This is a genomic window from Paenibacillus sp. FSL H3-0469 (genome assembly GCF_038051945.1).
In the GTDB taxonomy this organism is placed as follows: Bacteria; Bacillota; Bacilli; order Paenibacillales; family Paenibacillaceae; genus Paenibacillus_AQ.
Genome location: NZ_CP150302.1, coordinates 1,425,000 through 1,445,833, shown reverse-complemented (window position 1 = coordinate 1,445,833; position 20,834 = coordinate 1,425,000). Strand labels below are relative to the sequence as shown.

General features: G+C 52.8%; 14 protein-coding genes. 10 read left to right on the top strand and 4 right to left on the bottom strand.

Features of this window, described 5'->3' with window-relative positions; all coding sequences use genetic code 11:
• The first annotated feature begins 9 nt into the window (after positions 1-9).
• Complete coding sequence (locus tag NSS83_RS06370; protein WP_341347903.1) at positions 10-5,790, top strand: tail fiber domain-containing protein; 5,781 nt, start codon at positions 10-12, stop codon at positions 5,788-5,790.
• A 174-nt stretch (positions 5,791-5,964) separates the two neighbouring features.
• Here the strand turns inward: NSS83_RS06370 and NSS83_RS06365 are convergent, their stop codons facing one another.
• Positions 5,965-6,936, bottom strand: a complete 972-nt coding sequence (locus tag NSS83_RS06365) for a YafY family protein (RefSeq protein ID WP_341347902.1) — start codon at positions 6,934-6,936, stop codon at positions 5,965-5,967.
• 200 nt (positions 6,937-7,136) lie between these two features.
• Here NSS83_RS06365 and NSS83_RS06360 point away from each other — a divergent pair, with 200 nt between their 5' ends.
• Positions 7,137-7,631 carry a copper amine oxidase N-terminal domain-containing protein gene (locus NSS83_RS06360; RefSeq protein WP_341347901.1) on the top strand — a complete coding sequence of 165 codons (495 nt, stop codon included), beginning with the start codon at positions 7,137-7,139 and terminating at the stop codon, positions 7,629-7,631.
• Here NSS83_RS06360 and NSS83_RS06355 read toward each other — a convergent pair.
• Positions 7,601-8,515: a LysR family transcriptional regulator gene (locus tag NSS83_RS06355; protein WP_341347900.1), complete on the bottom strand. Its 915-nt coding sequence runs from the start codon at positions 8,513-8,515 to the stop codon at positions 7,601-7,603. The two genes, NSS83_RS06360 and NSS83_RS06355, sit on opposite strands and share 31 nt — an antisense overlap.
• 115 nt (positions 8,516-8,630) lie before the next feature.
• Here NSS83_RS06355 and NSS83_RS06350 point away from each other — a divergent pair, with 115 nt between their 5' ends.
• The 5 genes from NSS83_RS06350 (at position 8,631) to NSS83_RS06330 (ending at position 16,640) form a co-directional block, all read left to right on the top strand.
• Positions 8,631-9,812: an MFS transporter gene (locus tag NSS83_RS06350; RefSeq protein WP_341347899.1), complete on the top strand. Its 1,182-nt coding sequence runs from the start codon at positions 8,631-8,633 to the stop codon at positions 9,810-9,812.
• Between the two features lie 127 nt (positions 9,813-9,939).
• A complete protein-coding gene (locus NSS83_RS06345; protein ID WP_341185287.1) occupies positions 9,940-10,533 on the top strand; it encodes a hypothetical protein in 594 nt (197 codons plus the stop codon).
• 299 nt (positions 10,534-10,832) lie between these two features.
• A complete protein-coding gene (locus NSS83_RS06340; RefSeq protein WP_341186521.1) occupies positions 10,833-12,116 on the top strand; it encodes an IS4 family transposase in 1,284 nt (427 codons plus the stop codon).
• A 419-nt stretch (positions 12,117-12,535) separates the two neighbouring features.
• On the top strand, positions 12,536-14,836 hold the full coding sequence (locus NSS83_RS06335; protein ID WP_341347898.1) for a glycosyl hydrolase: 2,301 nt from the start codon (positions 12,536-12,538) through the stop codon (positions 14,834-14,836).
• 577 nt (positions 14,837-15,413) lie between these two features.
• Positions 15,414-16,640: a glycoside hydrolase family 5 protein gene (locus tag NSS83_RS06330; RefSeq protein WP_341347897.1), complete on the top strand. Its 1,227-nt coding sequence runs from the start codon at positions 15,414-15,416 to the stop codon at positions 16,638-16,640.
• Between the two features lie 115 nt (positions 16,641-16,755).
• Here NSS83_RS06330 and NSS83_RS06325 read toward each other — a convergent pair whose 3' ends face one another.
• Entirely contained in the window at positions 16,756-17,640 is an 885-nt protein-coding gene (locus NSS83_RS06325; RefSeq protein WP_341347896.1) for an alpha/beta hydrolase, read from the bottom strand.
• A gap of 150 nt (positions 17,641-17,790) precedes the next feature.
• Between NSS83_RS06325 and NSS83_RS06320 the strand changes: the two genes are divergently transcribed.
• From NSS83_RS06320 to NSS83_RS06310, 3 genes are read left to right on the top strand one after another with little or no spacing between them, the layout of a single operon-like run.
• Positions 17,791-18,525 (top strand): MerR family DNA-binding transcriptional regulator, encoded by a 735-nt coding sequence (locus tag NSS83_RS06320; protein ID WP_341185291.1) that lies wholly within the window; start codon positions 17,791-17,793, stop codon positions 18,523-18,525.
• A gap of 3 nt (positions 18,526-18,528) precedes the next feature.
• Positions 18,529-19,146, top strand: a complete 618-nt coding sequence (locus NSS83_RS06315) for a CPBP family intramembrane glutamic endopeptidase (RefSeq protein ID WP_341185292.1) — start codon at positions 18,529-18,531, stop codon at positions 19,144-19,146.
• Positions 19,147-19,202: 56 nt separating this feature from the next.
• Positions 19,203-19,679 (top strand): DUF6756 family protein, encoded by a 477-nt coding sequence (locus tag NSS83_RS06310; protein WP_341185293.1) that lies wholly within the window; start codon positions 19,203-19,205, stop codon positions 19,677-19,679.
• A 151-nt stretch (positions 19,680-19,830) separates the two neighbouring features.
• Here the strand turns inward: NSS83_RS06310 and NSS83_RS06305 are convergent, their stop codons facing one another.
• On the bottom strand, positions 19,831-20,817 hold the full coding sequence (locus NSS83_RS06305) for an NADP-dependent oxidoreductase (protein ID WP_341185294.1): 987 nt from the start codon (positions 20,815-20,817) through the stop codon (positions 19,831-19,833).
• Positions 20,818-20,834 lie beyond the last annotated feature (17 nt).

The following is a 20,834-nucleotide window of genomic DNA, read 5'->3' as shown; positions in this document are numbered from 1 at the left end:
AGTGGGATTGTGCCAAAGGATATGAAACGCATGAATTATTTCAACGGGCTGCTGCTGAAGGAAGAGGATCTGACGCTGGATCAGAATTACCATAAGCGTGTGCGGCAGCTGCATAACCGTCATTTCCATGATTGGGGAGTCGTGGATGGGCTTAAGGTCACCATGCGGGACGGGATAACCGTTGAGATCGCTCCGGGCTTTGCTCTCAACCGTGTCACCGACCCGGAGCACAATGAGGAGATCAGCCAGGAAATTATGGTCAGTGATACTCAGCCGGATCGGGTGATTAACCTCTCGGGGTACAGCACTTCGGATCAGATCTATATTTCCATCAGCTATCAGGAGAAGCTAACTGACGCCGAAGTGCTCAAGGGAGGAGATAATCCCATCCATGTGCTGGAGCAGGCCAAAATAGAAGTAAGCTCCCGGAAGCCCGCAGATGTACACCAGAATATCCTGCTGGCCCGGGTGAATCTGAAGCATTCCCAGGATGGCACTTTAACGATCGGCGGGATCTACGAGACGGATGTGGACGGGTCTCAGCTGGTGACGAGGGCCGCAGGCGGGACGGTGCTTAAGGCGGATCAGATCATTATCGGCAAAGAGAAGAAGCCTGAAACGCCCTTCCTCAGCAACTCGGAGGACCTTGATGGCGAGGAAGGGAGCCGGCTTAACGTTCACGCTGTGCTGACAGAGTTCACTGGCGACATCAAGGCAGGAGCTATCAGCACTTATGGATCAGTGGATATAGACGGCACGTTATCTGTAACCTCGGGCAGCGCAGCGGTGTTCAAGGTGAATGAGTCCGGCGATCTGGAGGTCTCCGGCGCGTCAACCATGGAGGGGCCTTTCTCCGCGAAGCAAGGGATTGAAGTCAGCGGGGGGATGGCGATGCTGGATGTTCCCCAGGTTATCATCGGCGGAAGCAAGGTCACCCTGAATCAGAATGCGGCTGAAGATGACCGGATGGGGATCGAGATCCTGCGCAAGGATCATTCCAGCGCCAAGCTGCAATGGGATGAGAAGAATAAGAGCTGGATGATTGGAACCGAAGTGCAGGCGGGTGACGAGGCCAGCGGATTGTTCGAGGTGGCTTATGGAGCAGACTGGGAGCAGCTGCATCACGGTGCGAATGCGGATAGTCTGCATAGCCATAGCCAGCTGATGGCTGCGGATGGCAAGCCGTCACTTCGCACGGACAACGAGGGGACGGTCCTGGTTGACCGGGGAATGAGCGTATCCGGTACACTGGTATCCCAGAAGGATGGCCTGGAGGTCTTCCGGGGAGCCACGCTGCCCAATGCCAAGATAGCCTGGAATGAAGCTGCGAAATCCTGGCAGACCGGCACCGTGAGCGGGGATATGACCAATATTCCTGACGGGAAGCAGTGGGAGGAGCTGACCGGCGGCAACCGGAATGCAGATGCTCTGCATACCCACAGGCAGTTCCATAACGAAGACAAGAGCCTGCTTGCGCTGGAGATCGGTGCGGACGGTAATGTGAATATCCCCCATGAGCTGATGGTCGGCGAGACCCTGACCGTGAATAAGCTGATTGTCCGGGAAGAAGAGGTGGTCATCCGGAAGGTTGAGCAGGAGGTGGCAGATAGCTTCCTTACGGTCAATAAGGCGGAAGACCACACAGCTCTGGGTAACAAGGGAGGGCTGGATGTCTACCGGGGCAGCCAGCTTCCGGCAGCACGCATGGAGTGGAATGAAGCAGACCGCAAGTGGAGAATCGGGCTTGAAGGCAGCATGTCCGACATTCCTTACGGGAACAAATGGGACACACTGACCAGCGGGTCTGTGGCGGATGCTTCCCACAAGCACAGCACACTGAGTACGCCGTCCGGCGGAACGATTCTGTCGGCAGACGCCCAGGGACGGCTGTCCGCATCCGGGAATATGGAGCTCGGCGGTACGCTGCTGGCCAAGGGCAGTACCACGCTGAAGTCCGACCTGAGTGTCGGAGGATCGGCTACGATTGAAGGCAATCTGACGGTCAAGGGCACCACTACCTTCGTCAAAAAGGAAGATCTGGTGGTGGTCAGCAACCGGATTGAGCTCAATAAATTCGAGGGGAACAGTTCCTCCCTGAAGCAGAGCAGCATTGAGGTCTACCGGGGCAAGCTGAACCCGAGCGCCAAGCTGCTCTGGGACGAGACGGATGGCAGATGGAAGCTGGGACTCGGCGATGAACTGTCCAATATTGCCTACGGGAGTAATTGGGACGCGTTGACCGGAGGGGTCAGCTCGGATGCAGATGGCCTGCACCGGCACAATTCCCTGAGCGATAGCACGGGCAACACGGCTGTCCAGATTACAGCAGACGGTGATTTTGAAATGATTAATGATGCTGAGGTGCAGGGCTCCCTGACCGTCAATAACGGGGCGGAGGTCAGCGGAGGTCTGGCGGTTCAGGGCCTGGTTAAGGTAGACGGCAACCTGATCGTCAAAGGCACCACGACCACGCTGAACCGTGAAGATCTGGTTGTCACCAATAACATCATTGAGATCAACAAATTCGCAGGGGATACCCCGCCAGCCGCCGAGAGCGGCATCGAAGTGTTCCGGGGGGAATCGCAGCCGCCTGCCCGGATGTTCTGGAACGAAAGCGAGCGGAAGTGGAAGGTGGGTATCGGAAATTCACTGGAGAATGTTGCCAGCGGCAGCTCCTGGGACAAGCTCACACAGATGGCGAGTGCGGATGCTCTGCATCTTCACAGCCAGCTGTACAATCCGAAGAGTGACATCCTGGCTCTCAGCGCCAGCGCCGAAGGGAATGTGGATATTCACCATGATTTGACTGTGGGCAGTAATCTGACGGTAGCCGGAGAGCTGGAGATCCGGGGGACCTCGGCCAAAATTGCCACAGATGAGCTGGATATCGGCAGCCCCTGGATTACCCTTAATAAGGATGCTGGAACAGCCAAGTCGCTTGCGGGCGGCGGACTTGAGATCTATCGCGGCCCGGATCAGCCTGCCGCCAAGCTTACTTGGGATGAGGTCAAGGCCCAGTGGCTGCTTGCTACACCTACGGATAGTGCTGCGCTGGCAGTGGATTCATCAGGCAATGTTCAGGCGTCCGGTGCAGTGAAGGCTGCAGGTGTTGCGATTACAGGAGCAGTCACTGCTGCCAGCGCGGCAATTGCAGGAACAGTGACGGTCGGAGACGGCATTGAGGTGCTGCAAGGCACCGAGACTAATGCGCAGATCAAGTGGGCTAAGGACCGCTGGAAGCTGGGTACTGCCGGCAGAACGGTTCTCAGCCTGACCCGCAGCGGCAAGATGGGGGTGGGCACAGATAATCCCACTGAAGTGCTGGATGTGGCAGGCAAGGCGGTCTTCCGGACAGAGACAGAGGTCTCTGGAGCGGCTTCCTTCTCAGGCAAGCTGACGGCTCATAGTGATGCTGTATTTGAAGGGACAGCTTCTTTTAACAAAGGGATTGATGCAGCTAGCGCTGTGATTAGCAAGCATGCGGTTATCTCCGGGAATGTTACTGCCGGAGGGTTTGAAGCTCCGCGCGGCTTGAACAAAGACGGAATTCTTCAGCCGAATGCCCGGATCTATTGGAACAATGAGCAGAATGCCTGGTTCTATGGCGATGGGGTCACCTTCTCTGAATTCGGCACCGGGAAGGGCGGCCAGAACAAGCTGTTCAATTCACTCGGCAATACGGTTGCCCTGTTCTCGGATGCGAAGGGGTATGTCGGCATCGGAACAACGAATCCGCTGGCCCTGCTGGATGTGCAGGTACCGGGAGGAAGCAGTGCTTTCAGCGTTACCAGCAGCGGAGAGGTCGGTATAGGGACCTTCAACCCTAAATTCAAGCTCGATGTACAAGGCAATGCGGCAATCAATGGGGAACTTAACGCAGTCAGCGCCGCCATATCCAAGGATCTGACCGTGAACGGGAATCTGACGGTGAATGGCGACATTGTGACGATCAATGCGGCTACACTTGAGGTTGAAGACAACATCATAAGAGTCAACAAGTATACCCCTCAGAAGACTCCGCTTGTTCAAAATGCCGGTCTGGAGGTATTCCGCGGCGGCACTGCGCTTCCAGCCCAGCTGCTGTGGGATGAGACTGCCGATGTGTGGCTGGCCGGAGTCTCAGATAACCTGAAGGCCATAGAGTTCAAGGGACATACCCACCCCGAGTATGCTTCTCTGTCAGGAGCGATCACTGTTGACGAAGGCAATATCGGGATTGGTACGGATGCCCGGGCCGCTAATCTGGAGGTGAAGGGGAATGCCGTTGTCAGCGGATCATTGACGGTTACAGAGGCTTCGCTAAGCGGCGGCTTGGCAGCAGCAAGTGTAAAGATCAGCGGCTTGGCTGCACTGAAGGAGGTCACCGTCAGCGGAGGTTTCACAGCTCAGGATGCCGCCATCACCGGCGATCTTACGGTCAATAAGGGAATTGCAGTGGACAGAGGAACGGAGCAGAAGGCACAGCTGCTCTGGGATGAATCACTGGATGCCTGGACGGCTGGTACGGCTGGAAGCATGAAGCAGCTATCCTACAATGGCCATACGCACCAAGAGCTGTCAGAACTGACGGGAGTGCTGAAGATTGCTTCCGGGAATCTTGGAATAGGCACCGCAGCACCAACCGCCAAGCTTGAGGTGAACGGCAATGCGGTGGTATCCGGACGTATGACCGTTACAGACGCGGCAGTCAGCGGCAAGCTAACGGCTGCGGATGCCGAATGTAGCGGAATGCTCCGCGCGAAGGATGCTGAAGTTACCGGCAGCCTCAAGCTTAGCCGGGGGATTGATGTGGGCAGAGGCACAGGTGCCAATGCACAGATTGTATGGAACGAAGCGATGGCTGAATGGCAGCTGGGACTTGCGGGCAGCTTGAAGCAGCTCTCGTACAGCGATCATTCGCATGAGGAGCTTACGGATCTGAGTGCTGTGCTGAAGGTGGCTTCAGGCAACATCGGGATTGGCACCGCCGCACCAGCCGCCAAGCTGGATGTGAACGGTAATGCGGCGGTATCCGGGAAATTAACCGTCACTGACGCTGTTGTGAACGGGGCCTTAACCGTGAAGAACGCAGTGATCAACACGTTACTAAAGGCAGCGGATGCCGAATTTACAGGAACGTTCAACGCGAAGGACGCCGCCTTCACAGGTACATTGTCAGCGAAGGAACTAACCCTCAGTGATACATTGAACGTGAAGGATGCCAAGATCAGCGGCAGCCTGACGGTTAGCCGGGGGATCGAGCTTGACCGGGGCAAGGATAAGAAGGCACAGATTCTCTGGGATACTACGGCAAATGCATGGCAGGCGGGCATTGAGGGAAGTATGCAGAAGCTGGTCTGCCAGGATGCCGTCTATGATGAACTGGTCCAGGTGGCGGGAGCATTAACGCTAGATTCCAGCAGCAATGTCGGGATTGGCAAAGCGCCCGCAGATAACTATAAGCTGGATGTGAACGGCAACCTGCGGGCAACGAACTTCGCACAGACCTCCTCCCGGACCTACAAGGAGAACATTGCCAGTCTGCCGGTGAAGAAGGCGCTGGAGCTGCTGAACAAGCTGAAGCCGGTGACCTTCAACTACAAGACGGAGAACGGCAAGCAGCAGAATATCGGCTTCATCGCCGAGGATGTGCCACAGATTTTCTCCACTGCAGATCACAAGTCTGTAGTACTGATGGACATTATCGGCGTACTGACCACGGTAGTTCAGAAGCAGCAGAAGGAAGCTCAAGACATGCGCAAGCAGGTAAATGAGCTCAAGGTTCAGGTTACGGCCTTGGCCGGCGCTTAATGGCAACAACCCCTCAGCACATAAGGTGAACGAAGCAGCTCCTGCCGCAATTATGCCGCAGGAGCTGCTTCTTTTGGCAGAATACCCTAGTCATTTCTTGTTGCATTCCATCCACCGGAATGTCCTTCGATTCTGCAGTTCGCGGGGAAATCTGGAAGAGGCTGTAAGTGAAGTTCATTCACCATCGTTCCTGTAATGTCTGCTAATCGCACAGGCCAATTCCTGAATCTGCTCCTTCAGCTCCAGAGGCTCATGAATACGTATGGAAGTGCCGAAGCTGAGCAGATATTTGGGAAGGTATTTATTCATAGAGGGGGCATCCAGCAGGAACCTCGCCTCCCGGTCGGTCCGCTCTGTAAGGTAGTGCCGCAGATGCCAGTTGCCGCATAGCTTGTTCAGCGCATCCGGCTCTCCTTCGATACGGATCACGAGCAGAGGGGCATTTTCTTCGGGCTCCGGCTCCAGCTGGCTGCGGAAATAGTCAGATACCGAGAAGGGCTCCGGCCTAGGGAAGCTGGCTTCCGTTAACGCAAGCTTGACAATGCGGTCCACGCGATAGGTCCGCATGGCCTGTGAACGGTGACAGAACCCAACCATATACCATTCGGAACGGTCGTAAGCCAGACCATACGGATCGACTTCGCGCTCCTCGTCCTGTACGGCATTCACTTTCCGGTAGGTGAGGTGGACCGTCTGGCCTGCCTTCACAGCCTGCTCCAGCTCCCGCAGCAAAGGGACCACAGACGGGGGACGGGACGGAGCGATCACATCGAGACTGCCTGTGTGCAGCGACAGGTCTTGGCGCTGTTCATCATGCAGCCCGTTCTCTACCTTTTTGAGTGCGTTTTCCAGCTCCAGGGCGTAGGGATAGCCAGCGCTTTGCGCGAATTTATAGGCATCGAGCAGCGCTCTCAGCTCCATGGAGCTGAAGAACAGGGGCGTCTCACTGAAGCTCTCCAGAATATGTACCCCGCCGTCATGTCCTGATTCGGCGACCACCGGTACCCCGCTGGCACATAAGGCATCGATATACCGGTATACCGTGCGGACGCTGATCTCCAGCTGGTCTGCGATTTGTGCGGCAGTAAGCTTCTTACCGGACCTCAGCATCCACAGCATTGCGAGCATATTATCCCATTTGGCCATCGGGTTATTCTCTCCTAAGTTCTCAATTCGTTAACGGTTGAGTAGTGTATTTTCCTTATATTTCCCGCTGAAACGGTGCCGTCCCTAAAAGGACAGCAAAGCCGTTTCTGCTTAGTCTACCATTTAGTATTCGGCTGTTCCATCTGTAATATGCTATGATAGGAAATATGGTATTTTCTGAGAAATAGAGGGGGTACGTTATGATTACATTCAAAAAACTCATGCAGATCATCGGACTTAGTGTTCTTGTCACGAGCGTGACTCATTCTCCTGCCCCGGCTGTTGCTGCCTCCGCTACAACCCGGTCCGCCACAGCCGGGGCATCCGCGATTCAGGTCTATCTGAACAATGAGCGGATTACTTCAACCGCAGGGGGCGCTACGCTCATCAACAATACAGTCATGCTCTCGCTGGATAAGCTGTATGTGCGAGGGGCGGCCATTACATACGACGAGCATTCCAGAATGCTCACCATTCAGAATCTGCTCACACAGGGCAGCATGAAGATCGGCAGCACTAACGCCTCTGTGAACGGGAAGCAGATCACTTATTCCGCTGCCTTCCAGCAGGTGAACAAGCAGCTCTATATCCCTCTGCGCTTCGTGAATGATGCGATTGGCGGCTCACTGGAGTGGGATGCTGTTCATCGTGAAGCGTTCATCAGCTATCCTGAACCCGCCGGGTTGTCCAAATGATCCATCCAGAACTCCTTCAGGTAGCTGATAAAAGTATGGGTTGCCCTGCTAATGTAACGGTCTGCCCGGTAGATTAAGTTGAGCCTGCGGATCGGCGGCGAATTCAGGATGGGAATGGAGCACAGTCCGCTGTTCTTCATGGCGTCCATGATGCTTCCCGGCTGTACGGTACCGCCGATTCCGGCCTGGACCAATTGGATCAGCGAGGTGGCCGATCCGGTCTCCATGATCGGTTCCAGCGCGAAGCCGGCTTCCCGGCAGCTGTTCTCCACCAGCTCTCTGCCGATAAAAGTCCGCGGGTACATCACAAGCTGGATGTGCTGAAGCTCGGACAGCTCGATATGGCTCTTGGCAGCGTAAGGATGATCCTCCCGGACAATCAGATGATACGGCTCCCAGCCTAGATCCACCTTGGTTAGCAGTTCATCGCGTGGCCCCTGGAGACAGATCCCGATGTCCAGCTTGTTATCCAGCACCTCCTGCTGAATGACCGTCGAGGCGAACACCTGAAGCCGTATATTTGGATAATCCTCGTGGAATTTAACCAGCAGCGGTGTTAACTGGTAATCGAGGTCGGAAGGCAGCAGCCCGAGCCGGATGGTGCCGCGGTTGTCCAGGCGCAGCTCGTCCATGGCCGCCTTGGCGCTGTGTTCATTCTGCACCATCTGGACTGCATACTCCTTCAACAGTACTCCGGCCTCGGTAAGAGCAATTCTTTTGCCGATCCGGTCGAAGAGGGGGAGCCCCAGCTCACCTTCCAGCACCTTGATCTGCTGGCTTAACGTGGGCTGGCTGATTCCCAGCTTCTCGGCAGCCCGTGTGAAATGCAGTTCTTGACACACAGCCAGAAAATAATGCAAATGGCGGGTTTCCAAATGAATCACTCCGTTCAGAGAATAATCATAGTTACATACTATTATAATAATAGAAATAATAGTATTGAACAATGAAAGGCGCGCATATATACTCGAGCTAGACAAGAAACACACAAATTATGGCTTGGAGTTGATATCGTTGCCTTTCCTGTTATTATTCATCGCCCTACTGGCTGCCTCATTAAATATGCGTCCGGTTATTACGTCCGTCTCTCCGCTGCTTAGCAATATTCAGGGGGACCTGGCTATGAGCAGCCTGCAAGCGAGTCTGCTGACTACGCTGCCTGTTCTGTGTATGGGCCTGTTCGCACCGGTTGCAGTGAGCATCAGCCGCCGTTTCGGAATGGAACGTACAATCTTTGCATCCATGGTGCTCATCGGGGCGGCAACTGCCGCGCGGGGCGTGTTATCCTCGGCCTCTGGGCTCATTCTGACCGCACTCGCAGCAGGTGTGGGAATCGGAATCGCCGGTCCGCTGTTGTCAGGCTTCATTAAGCGTTATTTCCCAGGGCGTTCGGCTATGGTAAGTGTGTATTCTGCCTCCTTAGTGCTGGGTGCTTCCCTGGCAGCAGGGCTGTCTGTTCCCTTGTTCACCTGGTTGGACAGTTCCTGGCAGCTGTCGTTGGCCGTATGGGCGGTACTCTCCCTGGCAGCTCTTCCGGCTTGGTGGAGAATTACAGCAAAGTCGCTGCAGCCGGAGGCTCAGAGTGTGCACGCCAAGCTGCCCGTGGCGAACAAGCGGGCCTGGCTGCTGACCGTATTCTTCGGCCTAATGGCCAGTGTTTTCTATTCGCTGACAGCTTGGCTGGCCCCGATAGCCATGTCTATGGGCTATAGCCGCCATGATGCGGGCAACCTGCTCACACTCTTCACTTTGATTCAGATTCCGGTGAGTATTCTGGTGCCTGTCCTGGTCGCCAGGTTCCAGCGGCGAACCTTATGGCTGGTGCTGTGCAGCCTGTTCGAGCTAAGCGGGCTGCTGCTCCTGCTCGGCTCAGGTTCACCGTTCCTGAGCGCAGTCCTGCTTGGGATCGGAGCCGGAGGCTTGTTCCCGCTGGCGCTCATGCTGCCGCTGCTCATGACTCAGCGGGCGGAAGAGGCCAGCGCCTGGTCCTCACTGAGCCAGGGCGGCGGCTATATTCTCGGAGCCTTGGGTCCCCTCGCAGTGGGCCGCATCCTGGATGCTTCGGGCTCATTCCAGCTTGCCTTAACCGGCTTAGCTGTAGTCACTGTGCTCATGATCGCGGTGCAGCTGATGATAGGCAGAAGCTCCCGTGAAGGTACAGTGTCTATGGTACGTCCATAATTTCGGACCTGAGTTTCGATACAGGTACACCTTAACGCGCTCCCTGAGATATGTAGGGGAGTGCGTTATTTGTTATAATGGGAACGGGTTACCAGAGTACAAGCCAGGTGAAGAGGAGGACATGAATATGGATATGAATATGAATATGAATATGGATATGAATGTGGATAGGGTGGAAGAGCCGGCCGTTCAGCTTATCGGCATGCTGGGCCAGCCGTATGATCCCAAGAGGGTCCAAGCCGTGCTTAAGCCCTATGGCGTTAAGCGCATGCCTGCGGCAAAGAGCTATTTTAACGACACCATGATCCCGTGCGCAAAAGCCTCTCTGAGGATGGATCTCTACCGTATCCCCAAAATCAATGAGCTGACCGGACTACAGTATACGGATCCCAATGATTGGATCATCGGCGCTATCCACTTCCTTCCCCCTGGTTCGGGCGGCAAGATCGAAGTGCCTTATCCCGTTATTTTACCTGAGGACATTACGATGAACTCTTCGCCTGAGGAAGCGATCGCGGCCTATGGCCCTCCGCAGCTCGATGAAGAATGTGAATGGCCCGGATTTTCCGGCCGCATTATCGCCTGGCGGGGCGAGGGCATAAACATCGCATTAGAATACGAGTATGGCAGGGAAGGTAGAGTGCTACGAACCTATATCGCCTGCCTAATCGGCTGCGTCGGCGCTTGGACGAGCGACAACCCGGAGGTGTTTGCACCCTGAGAAGGGTAGGGCTGACTCTGATAGAGAGACAAGTTTCCGCTAGAATCGCGGTGTGCTGCTGGACAGTGGGGTCTACCCTCCTGCAGCCTACCCACTAGAGAACATAGCAGTTGGATAAAGAGCACTTGTTCCCGCCAAATCATACCCCTTTCAAGCAGCAGTTGGAAAAAAGGCACTTCTTTCAGCCGATTCTATGAAATCGGCTGGATTTGCACAAAATAAGTGTTATTTATCCAACTGCTACCCGCAACTACCAGTAATTTTGCAAACAACCTACCATGTAATGGAAGTCCAAAAAATTGCACAAAAAAAGAGATTCCTTTATCGTAGAAGTTGTTACGACACCCACGAAAGGAGATCTCTTGCTTTATAAGTTAGCGGAAAAAGGGTTGTTGTGTCAAGTCACTTCATGGTTAGAAACGAAGAGTCGCTTGTTGTTCGGTGACCGATACGCCAAAAAACTGAACTGGGGCAGTACTGTCTTTCTTTTTTTAGAAGCCCTATTGAGTCGTCGTCCCGGAGTACAAAATATAGTAGACACTCTGGTGCGGACGCCGTGCTATCAAGAGTGGACCGGGGTGACCTCCATCCACCAATCGTCTCTGAACCGGAGGCTCAGCCAATTACCACCTGAACAGCTGCGAGACCTCTATCACTCCCGCCTCCAGCAGTTACTGGAAAGAGAAGGACCTCCTCTGCCCAAGCACTTACAGAAACTCGGTCCTTTAGCAGCCGTCGATTCCTCCACCATAACCGTGGGAAAGCTTCGCGGGGAGTGGGCGTTTCAGCAAGCCGGGACGAATGCGGTGAAACTGCACACCTGCGTGCAGTTAACCGGCGAATCTAGCGCCATTCCTACTGCTTCGGTGCTGTCCACTGGAACGGTGGCGGACTTGGATTCGGAAGTCCTGAAGCACCTGGTGCTCCAGAAAGCATTCACTTATTTGCTGGACCGGGGCTACATCCATTATGCGCAATTTATAGCCTGGGAGCGCAGTGGAATCAAGTTTGTTGCCCGTCTGAAGAACAATAGCAAGGCGAAGGTTCTCCGGACGCGGAAAGTCACGAAGCCTTTTCTGAAACAGGATGCCACGGTGGAAATCACTTCGCCGGAAACCGGGGAAACAGGTAGGTTTCGACTCGTGGAGTACACCTATGTGGACAAGAAAGGAAAATCTCACCCGGCTCGTGTCCTGACGAATCGCTGGGATGTGACGGCGGCAGAGGTGGCGGAGTTGTACCGGTATCGTTGGAAGGTGGAACTCTTTTTTAAGTTCATGAAGTCGAGCCTCCACCTCAAAAAACTGTACAGCAGTTGTACACCGGCCGCGGTATGGAACCAGATTTATTTAAATCTGATTGCTTATGTGCTATGTGAGCACCTTCGTTTGCGCCATGCCCCCCACCAGCGAATCGGGCGAGTATTAGCAGTATTCCGGTTGTATTTGACTGGAGAATACACGGATTTTCTAAACCATCTTAACTGGGTCAAGACGCGAACCAGCAAGGGGCGAAGGAAAAAGGGTGGCAGGCCAAGGATCCATCCCAAACGGCTGACAAAAGAGCGCATTCTCTTTTACTAACAAAGACAAACAACTGAAGCTAGACCAATCCAAAAAAACGGGTGTTGTTAACGTTAAATTGGAAGAAGGCTTTTTTTGTCTTTTGAGCGCTCCCCCAGCAAAATCTCCCTCAGACGAAGGTGGAAAGATATCCTTTTTAGGTAACCAGCCCCCTGTTGATATACCGTGTTATGTTTTTTGCAAAATTACTGCGCAACTACCCCGTTAGCGCTCGAATAGTTGTACTTTTTCCACTAGCTTCCCTCCCCGCAAGATGAACTTCACCTTCTCTCTCTCCTGCATTTCATACCACTGGGCATACTTGCTAAATTGTATTTACAAATTATGGAATACATGCTATCTTTGCTATGAAAGCGCAACCATGATCTGATAGGTTAACCAAGGTTTTACCATTTTGTTCATGGGGAGGAAGGAAGAAAATGAAGAAATGGCTCAAAAGAACAGGAACAATGCTGCTGGCGTGTACGCTGCTGCTTGGAGGGTTTACTGCACCGCCTGCGGCCCGCGCTGACCCTGCACTGATTACCATCGAAAGCGAGGATGCCCAGCTCACCCCGGATTTGCAAGTGACGACCCAGATTTACGGAACGCCGAAGCCCGGCTATTCGGGAAGCGCTTTTGTCTGGATGCAGAACTCCGGTACGCTAACCTACACTGTAACTGTCCCGGCAACCGGCATGTATACGATCTCGACCCGTTATATGCAGGAGCTGAGCCCGGACGGCAGACAGCAGGCGTTAATCGTTAACGGTGCTGCGAAGGGTTCGTATATGCTGCCCTACACCACTACATGGAAGGATTTCAACTTCGGCTATCACAAGCTGAATCAAGGCAGCAATACTATTCAGGTAAAAGCAGGTTGGGGCTTCGCTTATTTCGACACCTTCACGGTGGATCATGCGAACCTGGACCCGCTGATTGTGCAGCCCGTTCTCTCTGACGCCCAGGCTACTCCCGAAACCCAGCTCCTGATGAATTATTTGACGGAGGTGTACGGGAAGCACATGCTCTCGGGCCAGCAGGAGATTTACGGCGGAGGGAATGACGGCAACTCCGAGCTGGAATTCGACTGGATTCACAATCTGACCGGGAAATATCCGGCAGTCCGCGGGTTCGACCTCATGAATTACAATCCGCTGTATGGCTGGGAGGATGGCACTACTGCCCGCATGATCGACTGGGTGAATAATAAGGGCGGGATTGCGACGAATAGCTGGCACCTTACCGTTCCCCGTGACTTCACCGCCTATCAGCTAGGGGAATTTGTGGATTGGAAGCAGGCGACCTATAAACCAACCGAGACCAATTTCAATACCGCGAATGCTGTGATTCCAGGGACCAAAGAGTACCAGTATCTGCAGCTCGCTATCCAGGATCTGGCGGAACAATTACAGATTCTGCAGGACAATAACGTGCCCGTGATCTTCCGTCCTTACCATGAGGCAGAAGGCAACGGCGGGCTGAATGGGGAAGGGGCGTGGTTCTGGTGGGCTTCAGCAGGGGCAGAGGTGTACAAGCAGCTCTGGGATCAGCTCTATACCGAGCTTACAGAGACTTACGGCCTGCACAACCTGATCTGGACCTATAACAGCTATGTGTACAGCACTTCTCCAGCCTGGTATCCAGGGGATAATCAGGTGGATATTGTCGGCTACGATAAATACAACACCATCTACAACCGTTATGACGGCTTGTCCGGCGTGCCGAATGAGGACGCGATTAGCTCGACCTTTTATCAGCTGGTGGATCTGACCGGGGGCAAGAAGATGGTCGCCATGACCGAGAACGACACCGTTCCCAGTGTGCAGAATCTGACCGATGAAAAGGCGGGTTGGCTCTACTTCCTGCCATGGTACGGTGAGCATCTGATGAGCACGGCGTTCAATTATCCGGCTACGCTGACCACTCTGTACCAGAGTGATTATGTCATTACGCTCGACGAGCTGCCTGATCTGAAGGGGAATAACCCTCATCCGGGCGCCACTATTACACCATCCATGGTCGAATTTGACAAAGCTCCGGCGCATCAGACTGACCAGACCGTCACTATGAATCTGAACGGCAACACGTTAACGGCCCTTCGTTCGGGTACCACCGTGTTGACCGAGAATCAGGATTATACGGCGACTAACACTGCGGTTGTTCTGAGAAAAGCATACCTCTCCACGCTGCCGCTCGGCCAGAATACGATCTCCTTTCATTTCAGCGGCGGACCAGAGGTTGTGCTTACTGTGAACGTAGAGGATAGCAGCGTTCCGCTGCCTTCAGGCGACTTGACCATTCAGGCCTACAACGGCAGCACCGGTGCTTCGACCAATGGAATCGCACCCAAATTCAAAGTAATCAACACCGGGAATGCACCCGTCCAGCTCAGCGATGTGAAGCTCCGGTATTACTACACGATTGACGGCGAGCAGCAGCAGAGCTTCTGGACCGATTGGGCCAGCATCGGAAATGCCAACGTCACCGGGACCTTCGTGAAGCTGGATACCCCGGCCGCCGGTGCCGATTATGCGCTGGTGATTGGCTTCACCAGTGCTGCCGGAACCCTGAACCCCGGCCAGAGCGCCGAGATTCAGACCCGCTTCTCCAAACAAGACTGGTCGGGCTACAATCAGGCGAACGACTATTCCTTTAATGCTGTCAGCACCCAGTTCGCCGATCACGAGCAGGTTACGGGATATGTAAACGGGCAACTGGTGTGGGGGATTGAGCCTTAACCGCCCTTAACCGTAGTTGTTGACCCATTCTCCGCTAAATAATAAAATGATATGATGGGCGGGGGATTTCATTATACCGGAGGTGTTATTTTGAAAAGAAGGTATAGGTCAACAATAATCCTGCTGGCGCTAAATGTACTTTGTATTTTTGCGGTCGATATTAGTACTATTAAGTATAAACTTGGAAAAGGGACATCAGGTAACGGGAATCCCGGAATAGTAGTGTTGATCCTTAGTCTGATATTGCTTACGATTTTCCTCATACACTTGGTGTTGAAATCGATTGAATCTCTAAGAAAGCTGCCCCCCACAATCACATCAATAGTCATTCCAGCTCTATCACTTGTCACTTTAGTGCTCATGATATTTGGTGAACTACACACAATTAGTGCGTTAGAACAGAACTTAAACGGCTTCACAAATGATAAAGATTCCGTAGTCTTTCGTTTCGGCTGGATTAACCAGTACACAAATACTCTATTTTATAATGGTTACATTTTGATGTTCGGAATTTCCATAGCGATGCTTGTGTCTTGTCTGATAGTTAGAATTCAATCGAAGGGACGGAGGTTCTAATATGTTAGCCAAATTCAAAAAATATGGAGTCTATAGTCTAGCCTTAGTATTACTGGCCTCGGTTGTGCTTGGCAGCTCGGGTTCCCGCGCATCTGCGGAAGAAGCGTCAGCTGCGCTGACTTCAGACTTCAGATCGTTGCAGGCTTCACAGATCGTCAGCGAGATGGGAGCCGGATGGAATCTGGGCAACTCGCTCGAAGCTTCGGTGAACGGGATTCCCAGCGAGACCGCGTGGAACAACCCCGCCATTACGCCGCAGTTGATCCAAAAGGTCAAAGCAGCAGGCTTCAAAACGATCCGCATCCCAGTCTCTTATCTGAATTATATCGGCAGCGCTCCCAATTATACGATTAACTCGGCATGGCTGGACCGTGTGAAAGCAGTTGTGGATTATGCCTACAATGAAGGCCTGTATGTGGTCATTAATATTCACGGGGACGGCTTCAATTCCGTTCAGGGCAGCTGGCTCCTGGTCAACAGCGGCAACCAGACGGCCATTAAGCAGAAGTACCAGAAGGTGTGGCAGCAGATCGCGAATAAGTTCGCTAATTATGGCGAGCGGCTGATTTTGGAGTCGATGAACGAGGTGTTTGACGGCAGCTACAACAATCCGAATCCGGCGTACTACGCCAATCTGAACGCTTACAATCAGATCTTCGTAGACACGGTCAGACAGACGGGCGGCAACAATAGTGCCAGATGGCTGCTGATTCCGGGCTGGAACACGAATATCGACTACACGGCCGGCAATTACGGGTTCGTACTTCCAACCGACAATTACAGATCATCCACCATACCTGGCTCGGAAAAAAGAATCATGATCTCCGCCCACTACTATTCCCCCTGGGATTTTGCCGGCGAGGAGTCGGGGAATATCACACAGTGGGGAGCGTCAGCGACGAACCCTGCCAAGAAATCCACCTGGGGACAGGAGGATTACCTGAACTCGCAGCTCCAATCCATGTACAATAAATTCACGACTCAAGGTTACCCGGTGGTGATCGGAGAATTCGGTTCGATTGACAAATCATCCTACGATTCAAGCAATAATATCTACCGCGCCGCCTACGCCAAAGCCGTAACCGCAACCGCTAAGAAGTACAAGGCCGTGCCGGTCTATTGGGACAATGGCTATAACGGCCAGCATGGCTTCGCCCTGTTCAACCGCTACAACAACACCGTCACCCAGCAAGGCATTATCAATGCCATCATGCAGGGTATGCAATGATCTATTAAGCATGAAGCGGAGGATCACATTCTGCTGCAAAAAAAGAAGGAAAGCTCCTGTGGCGATTGGCGATCACAGGAGCTTTTTTGCGCCAAAGTATGTTCACGCGGATGGCTTAGCTCTCTCGTAATACATTTCGGATCAGCCAAGGCCTCAGCACCGGCAGAACGGTCTCGGGCTGCATCGCTTTCGTGTGGTCCATGCCGCTGCCCTTCAGTATGGCTACATCCCAGCCCAACTGTTCCAGAAGAGGCAGATGCTCGACAAGCTTACCGGCAATATCCACCGTTACACCCCCGAAGTTGTCCCCGTATACAATTTTGTCCTGCTCCCCGGCAAAAGCCAGCCTTGGCATCCGCAGTAAATGCTGAATGTCACGATCCCTGAAATCGGCCAGACTATCGTACAGCGTAACGAACTGCCTGGTTTGCTCCGGGTCCATTTGAATCTGGATATTGTCCCAATCGGTCGCCTCGGGAGCAGCGGTCTTCTGCTCTGTCTCTGCGGGATCAGCGGGAGCAGGTTGGCTTAGAGCCATCATGTACGTATGGTTGGTGACGATCAGCATCTCTGCATAGGGGCCGTCCAATGGCGGGAAACCGCCCATCAGCAAGCTCTCCAGCCGATCCGTGCGGATCGCCAATTGCAGTCCGGCCAGCGCCAGCCAGGAATAGCCATAGTAGCTGAACTTGCTAACATTCATTTCACCCGCAATGGTCAGCAGGTCTTGTGCGATACTTGAAGCGGTCAGATCAAGCGGATTAGGCTGGCGCAGCCGGTGGCCCTCATAATCGAAATAGAGCACCTGGAATTTGTCTCGCAGACCAGCGATGAAATGTTCTCCCAGCTCAGGATCAACACCCCATTGCCGCAGGTGATCCGCTTCCTGGCCGTATACAGATTCTTTGGCTACCGGAAGCATCAGCACTGGAGCGCCGGAAGGACCGGTCAGGCCAGCTTTAAGCTGTGATCCGTCTAGCAGTCTAATCATTTTATCCATATGTTCACTCCTTGAATGTTTATATAGTAAGCATATAACATTCATGCAATCTTTCGGTTTGAGTGTTACTGACCTATATGGAATATGAAATGCAGCTAAGATATGTTATCGTAGCACTTGAAGGTTAGACTTGAAGGAGGGGCTCATCATATGAAGAGATATACCCCTAACCAGATTGCCGGTATGCTCCAGGTGAGCACCACAACCCTGAGAAGATACGAGGATCAGGATCTGATTCCCACTGTGCCCAGAACGCCAAGCAATCACCGTTATTATAAAGAGGTGCATGTTCAGGCTTTTACGACGATCCGGGTTCTATTACAAGGTTATGATATTCCTGTCGCCTATGAGGTAATGAGAAGGATGAAGCAAGGGCAGGCGGAACAGGCGTTATGGATGATTAATGAGCAGCAATACCAGATCCACCTAGAGAAAAAGCGGGTCCAGGACATTCTGGCCATGATTAGACATACGGATATCCCAAGTACCCTGAATGCGGAATGGAAAACGCCCATGAATATAGGAGAAGCCGCTGCTATAGCAGGCGTGAAGACTTCAGCGATCCGCCACTGGGAGGCCGAAGGACTGATCCGTTCCGAGCGCAACCCGGAGAATGGCTTCCGGATGTTCTCCCTCGCTGAACTGCGCAAGATCCTCGTGATCAGCAGCTTACGGAAGACGGTCTATTACATAGACAATATGAGGAATCTGTTAAGTACTCTGGATACCCGGGATCATCAGGAGATCGAACGCTCCTTCCAGGTTGCGCTGGAGAAGCTGAACACCCGGCTAATGCTTCAATGCAAGGGCATTGCAGAAGTGGTGAAATATATGAATCTGTTGTCCTTAGAGAAGGAGAACCCGGAAGACAAGGAGAGAAGCTAAGTTATGAATCGTCCAACCGAGACCCCGCAACTAGCCAAAAAAAAATTCAATCCCAGAGACGCCGTGCTGGTTTTCTCCGCTTTTGCCCTGATCAGCGCAACCGTTCTCTTTGCCCTTGTTATTTACGAGGTCCTGACGCTGCAGGACCTGTTATCCTTTGAAAATCCGCTGCAACTGGCAATGTACGTTGTTCTTCCATCCATCAGCCTGCTGTTGTTCGGAATCATCCTGACCCTGCTTACGCCCGCCAGTCACATTGACGAGACGAACAAGAGCTATCAGAATTACTCGCCCGCAGCGATTCTATCCTTCACGTTCGCCGGAGCTTTATTCGAGGAGCTGCTGTTCCGGGGAATTATACAAAATGTGCTCACCCTTTACCTGCCCAGCCCCTGGATCGCTATCGCAATCACCACGGTGCTGTTCGCGGGAATGCATGTCCAGTACTATAGCAAGCCGCTGATGCTGCTGAATATTACCATCCCAAGTCTGGTCTTCGGGTGGGTGTATGTGCAGACGGATAATTTACTGGTTCCGATCCTGGTCCATTTTTTCATGAATCTGGGGATTACGCTGTTGTTCAAGTATAAAGTAATTCAGATGAGAGGGGAGAAACGATAATAGAAGCCAATATGACTGCCTAAGTCAATCCATGTAACCGAAAATGAGGTGAAGCTGTGGATCCCCTATCTGTCCGAACAGAGATTGAAGAACTAATCAAGTCGCTGAAGCTGGACCGGAGCAGGCTATTTGAAGTCCGCAAAGACCAGTGGAGGCGCATTTTGAGTGAAATCGAGGAACGGTTTCTGGAGAAGGCCCACCATACGCACGGACTACACTGGGGCTGGAACCGGCTGAAAGAACCCCATTATAGTGTAAGCTTTGCAGACAAGGACTATGCCAAACTAAGAGACATCATCCAAGATGAATCCATCTGGTTCATTGCTGAGGACTGTTATGATAAGCTGTGGCTGTATGAGGGGAAGACGGCGACGATTCTCCAGGTGATCCCTGAGTGTTGCCGCCTCAATGAATACTACCTGATCTCCAAAAAGGTCCAATGGCTCCTCTGCGAAGATCACCATGATATGCTCCATCTGAGCGGCCAGCCGATCATTGAACGATGGATGCGTGAAGAAAGCTCTAACCCTTAGAGGATAGAGCTTTCTTCAAAATATAAGAATTTATATGTTGCACACGATAACTTATCCTTATATTTCTCGCTGAAACGATACCGTCCTTAAAAAGGACGGTATCGTTTCCACTTGTGCTGATTACTAATTCCCATCCCGGCAGGCATGGCATTTATCCAAGATTTTTCGTTATTATTATTTTCCCCCGTTTGGTGGACTCTTCACTTTTGCGATACGCCTGAAGCAAGCCTTGGGCAGTGAAGGGATAGGCCTCATGGATATGGATATTCAATTTATTCTCTTGCATCTGGCGGACAATGGATTCAAAATCGGCACGGTTAGCTCTTGCCTGGAAGAAATAGGCGTTAATGCCGCGGACCTTGGGGTATTCATTGAGCGCGAATGCCACCACTGAAATATAGGTCCCGCCATCCTTGATGACCGAGTAGTTCTTCCTTCCGATGTCTCCCGGTAACCCGGTACCGAAAGTGGCGGGGTCCATAGCGGTATCCAACACGAAGTCAACAGGCTCTGTGATTTGGGTGGCGAAGTCGGTTTTCGTATAATCGATCACCTCGTCAGCACCTAGTCCTTTGACGAAATCGTGATTATAGTCCCTGGCGGTTGCGATAACGTATGCTCCATGCTGTTTGGCTAACTGTACTGCAGCGTGTCCGACTCCTCCAGCGCCAGCTTGAATAAGGATGCGTTGTCCCGGTTGAAGATGGCCATGCTCAAACAGCGCTTGCCAGGCTGGCAGGGCAACGGCAGGCGCGGCGCCGGCCTCTTCGAAGGAGAGACTCTCAGGAATAACGGCCAGGAGATCTTCCTCCACGGCAACATAGTCCATGTAGGAACCTCGCGGAATCATACCCATGACACGATCCCCCGGCTTGAAATGCCGGACTTTTCTACCAACCTCTTTAACAATACCAGCTACTTCATTACCAAGAACAAGCGGCAATTGGATTTGATCCGCAAATTTATCGGCCAACGAACCCTCAAGAATTGCGCCGCTGCGAAATAGAGCATCTGCGGGATTGATGGATGAGGCGTGCATTTCGACGAGAGCCTGTGTATCGGTGATTTCGGGAATGGGTACTTCCAGTTCTTCTAGCGCTTCGGGAATTCCAAAGCTTGTCAAAGCAATAGCTTTCATGATAATCCTCCTCTTAA

What these genes read in the sequence shown, in the direction of transcription:
- NSS83_RS06315 (WP_341185292.1), top strand. Translation starts at nt 18,529, where the DNA reads ATGAATCGTCCAACCGAGACCCCGCAACTAGCCAAAAAAAAATTCAAT.
- NSS83_RS06360 (WP_341347901.1), top strand. Translation starts at nt 7,137, where the DNA reads ATGATTACATTCAAAAAACTCATGCAGATCATCGGACTTAGTGTTCTT.
- NSS83_RS06305 (WP_341185294.1), bottom strand. Translation starts at nt 20,817, where the DNA reads ATGAAAGCTATTGCTTTGACAAGCTTTGGAATTCCCGAAGCGCTAGAA.
- NSS83_RS06330 (WP_341347897.1), top strand. Translation starts at nt 15,414, where the DNA reads ATGTTAGCCAAATTCAAAAAATATGGAGTCTATAGTCTAGCCTTAGTA.
- NSS83_RS06335 (WP_341347898.1), top strand. Translation starts at nt 12,536, where the DNA reads ATGAAGAAATGGCTCAAAAGAACAGGAACAATGCTGCTGGCGTGTACG.
- NSS83_RS06345 (WP_341185287.1), top strand. Translation starts at nt 9,940, where the DNA reads ATGGATATGAATATGAATATGAATATGGATATGAATGTGGATAGGGTG.
- NSS83_RS06325 (WP_341347896.1), bottom strand. Translation starts at nt 17,640, where the DNA reads ATGGATAAAATGATTAGACTGCTAGACGGATCACAGCTTAAAGCTGGC.
- NSS83_RS06320 (WP_341185291.1), top strand. Translation starts at nt 17,791, where the DNA reads ATGAAGAGATATACCCCTAACCAGATTGCCGGTATGCTCCAGGTGAGC.
- NSS83_RS06365 (WP_341347902.1), bottom strand. Translation starts at nt 6,936, where the DNA reads ATGGCCAAATGGGATAATATGCTCGCAATGCTGTGGATGCTGAGGTCC.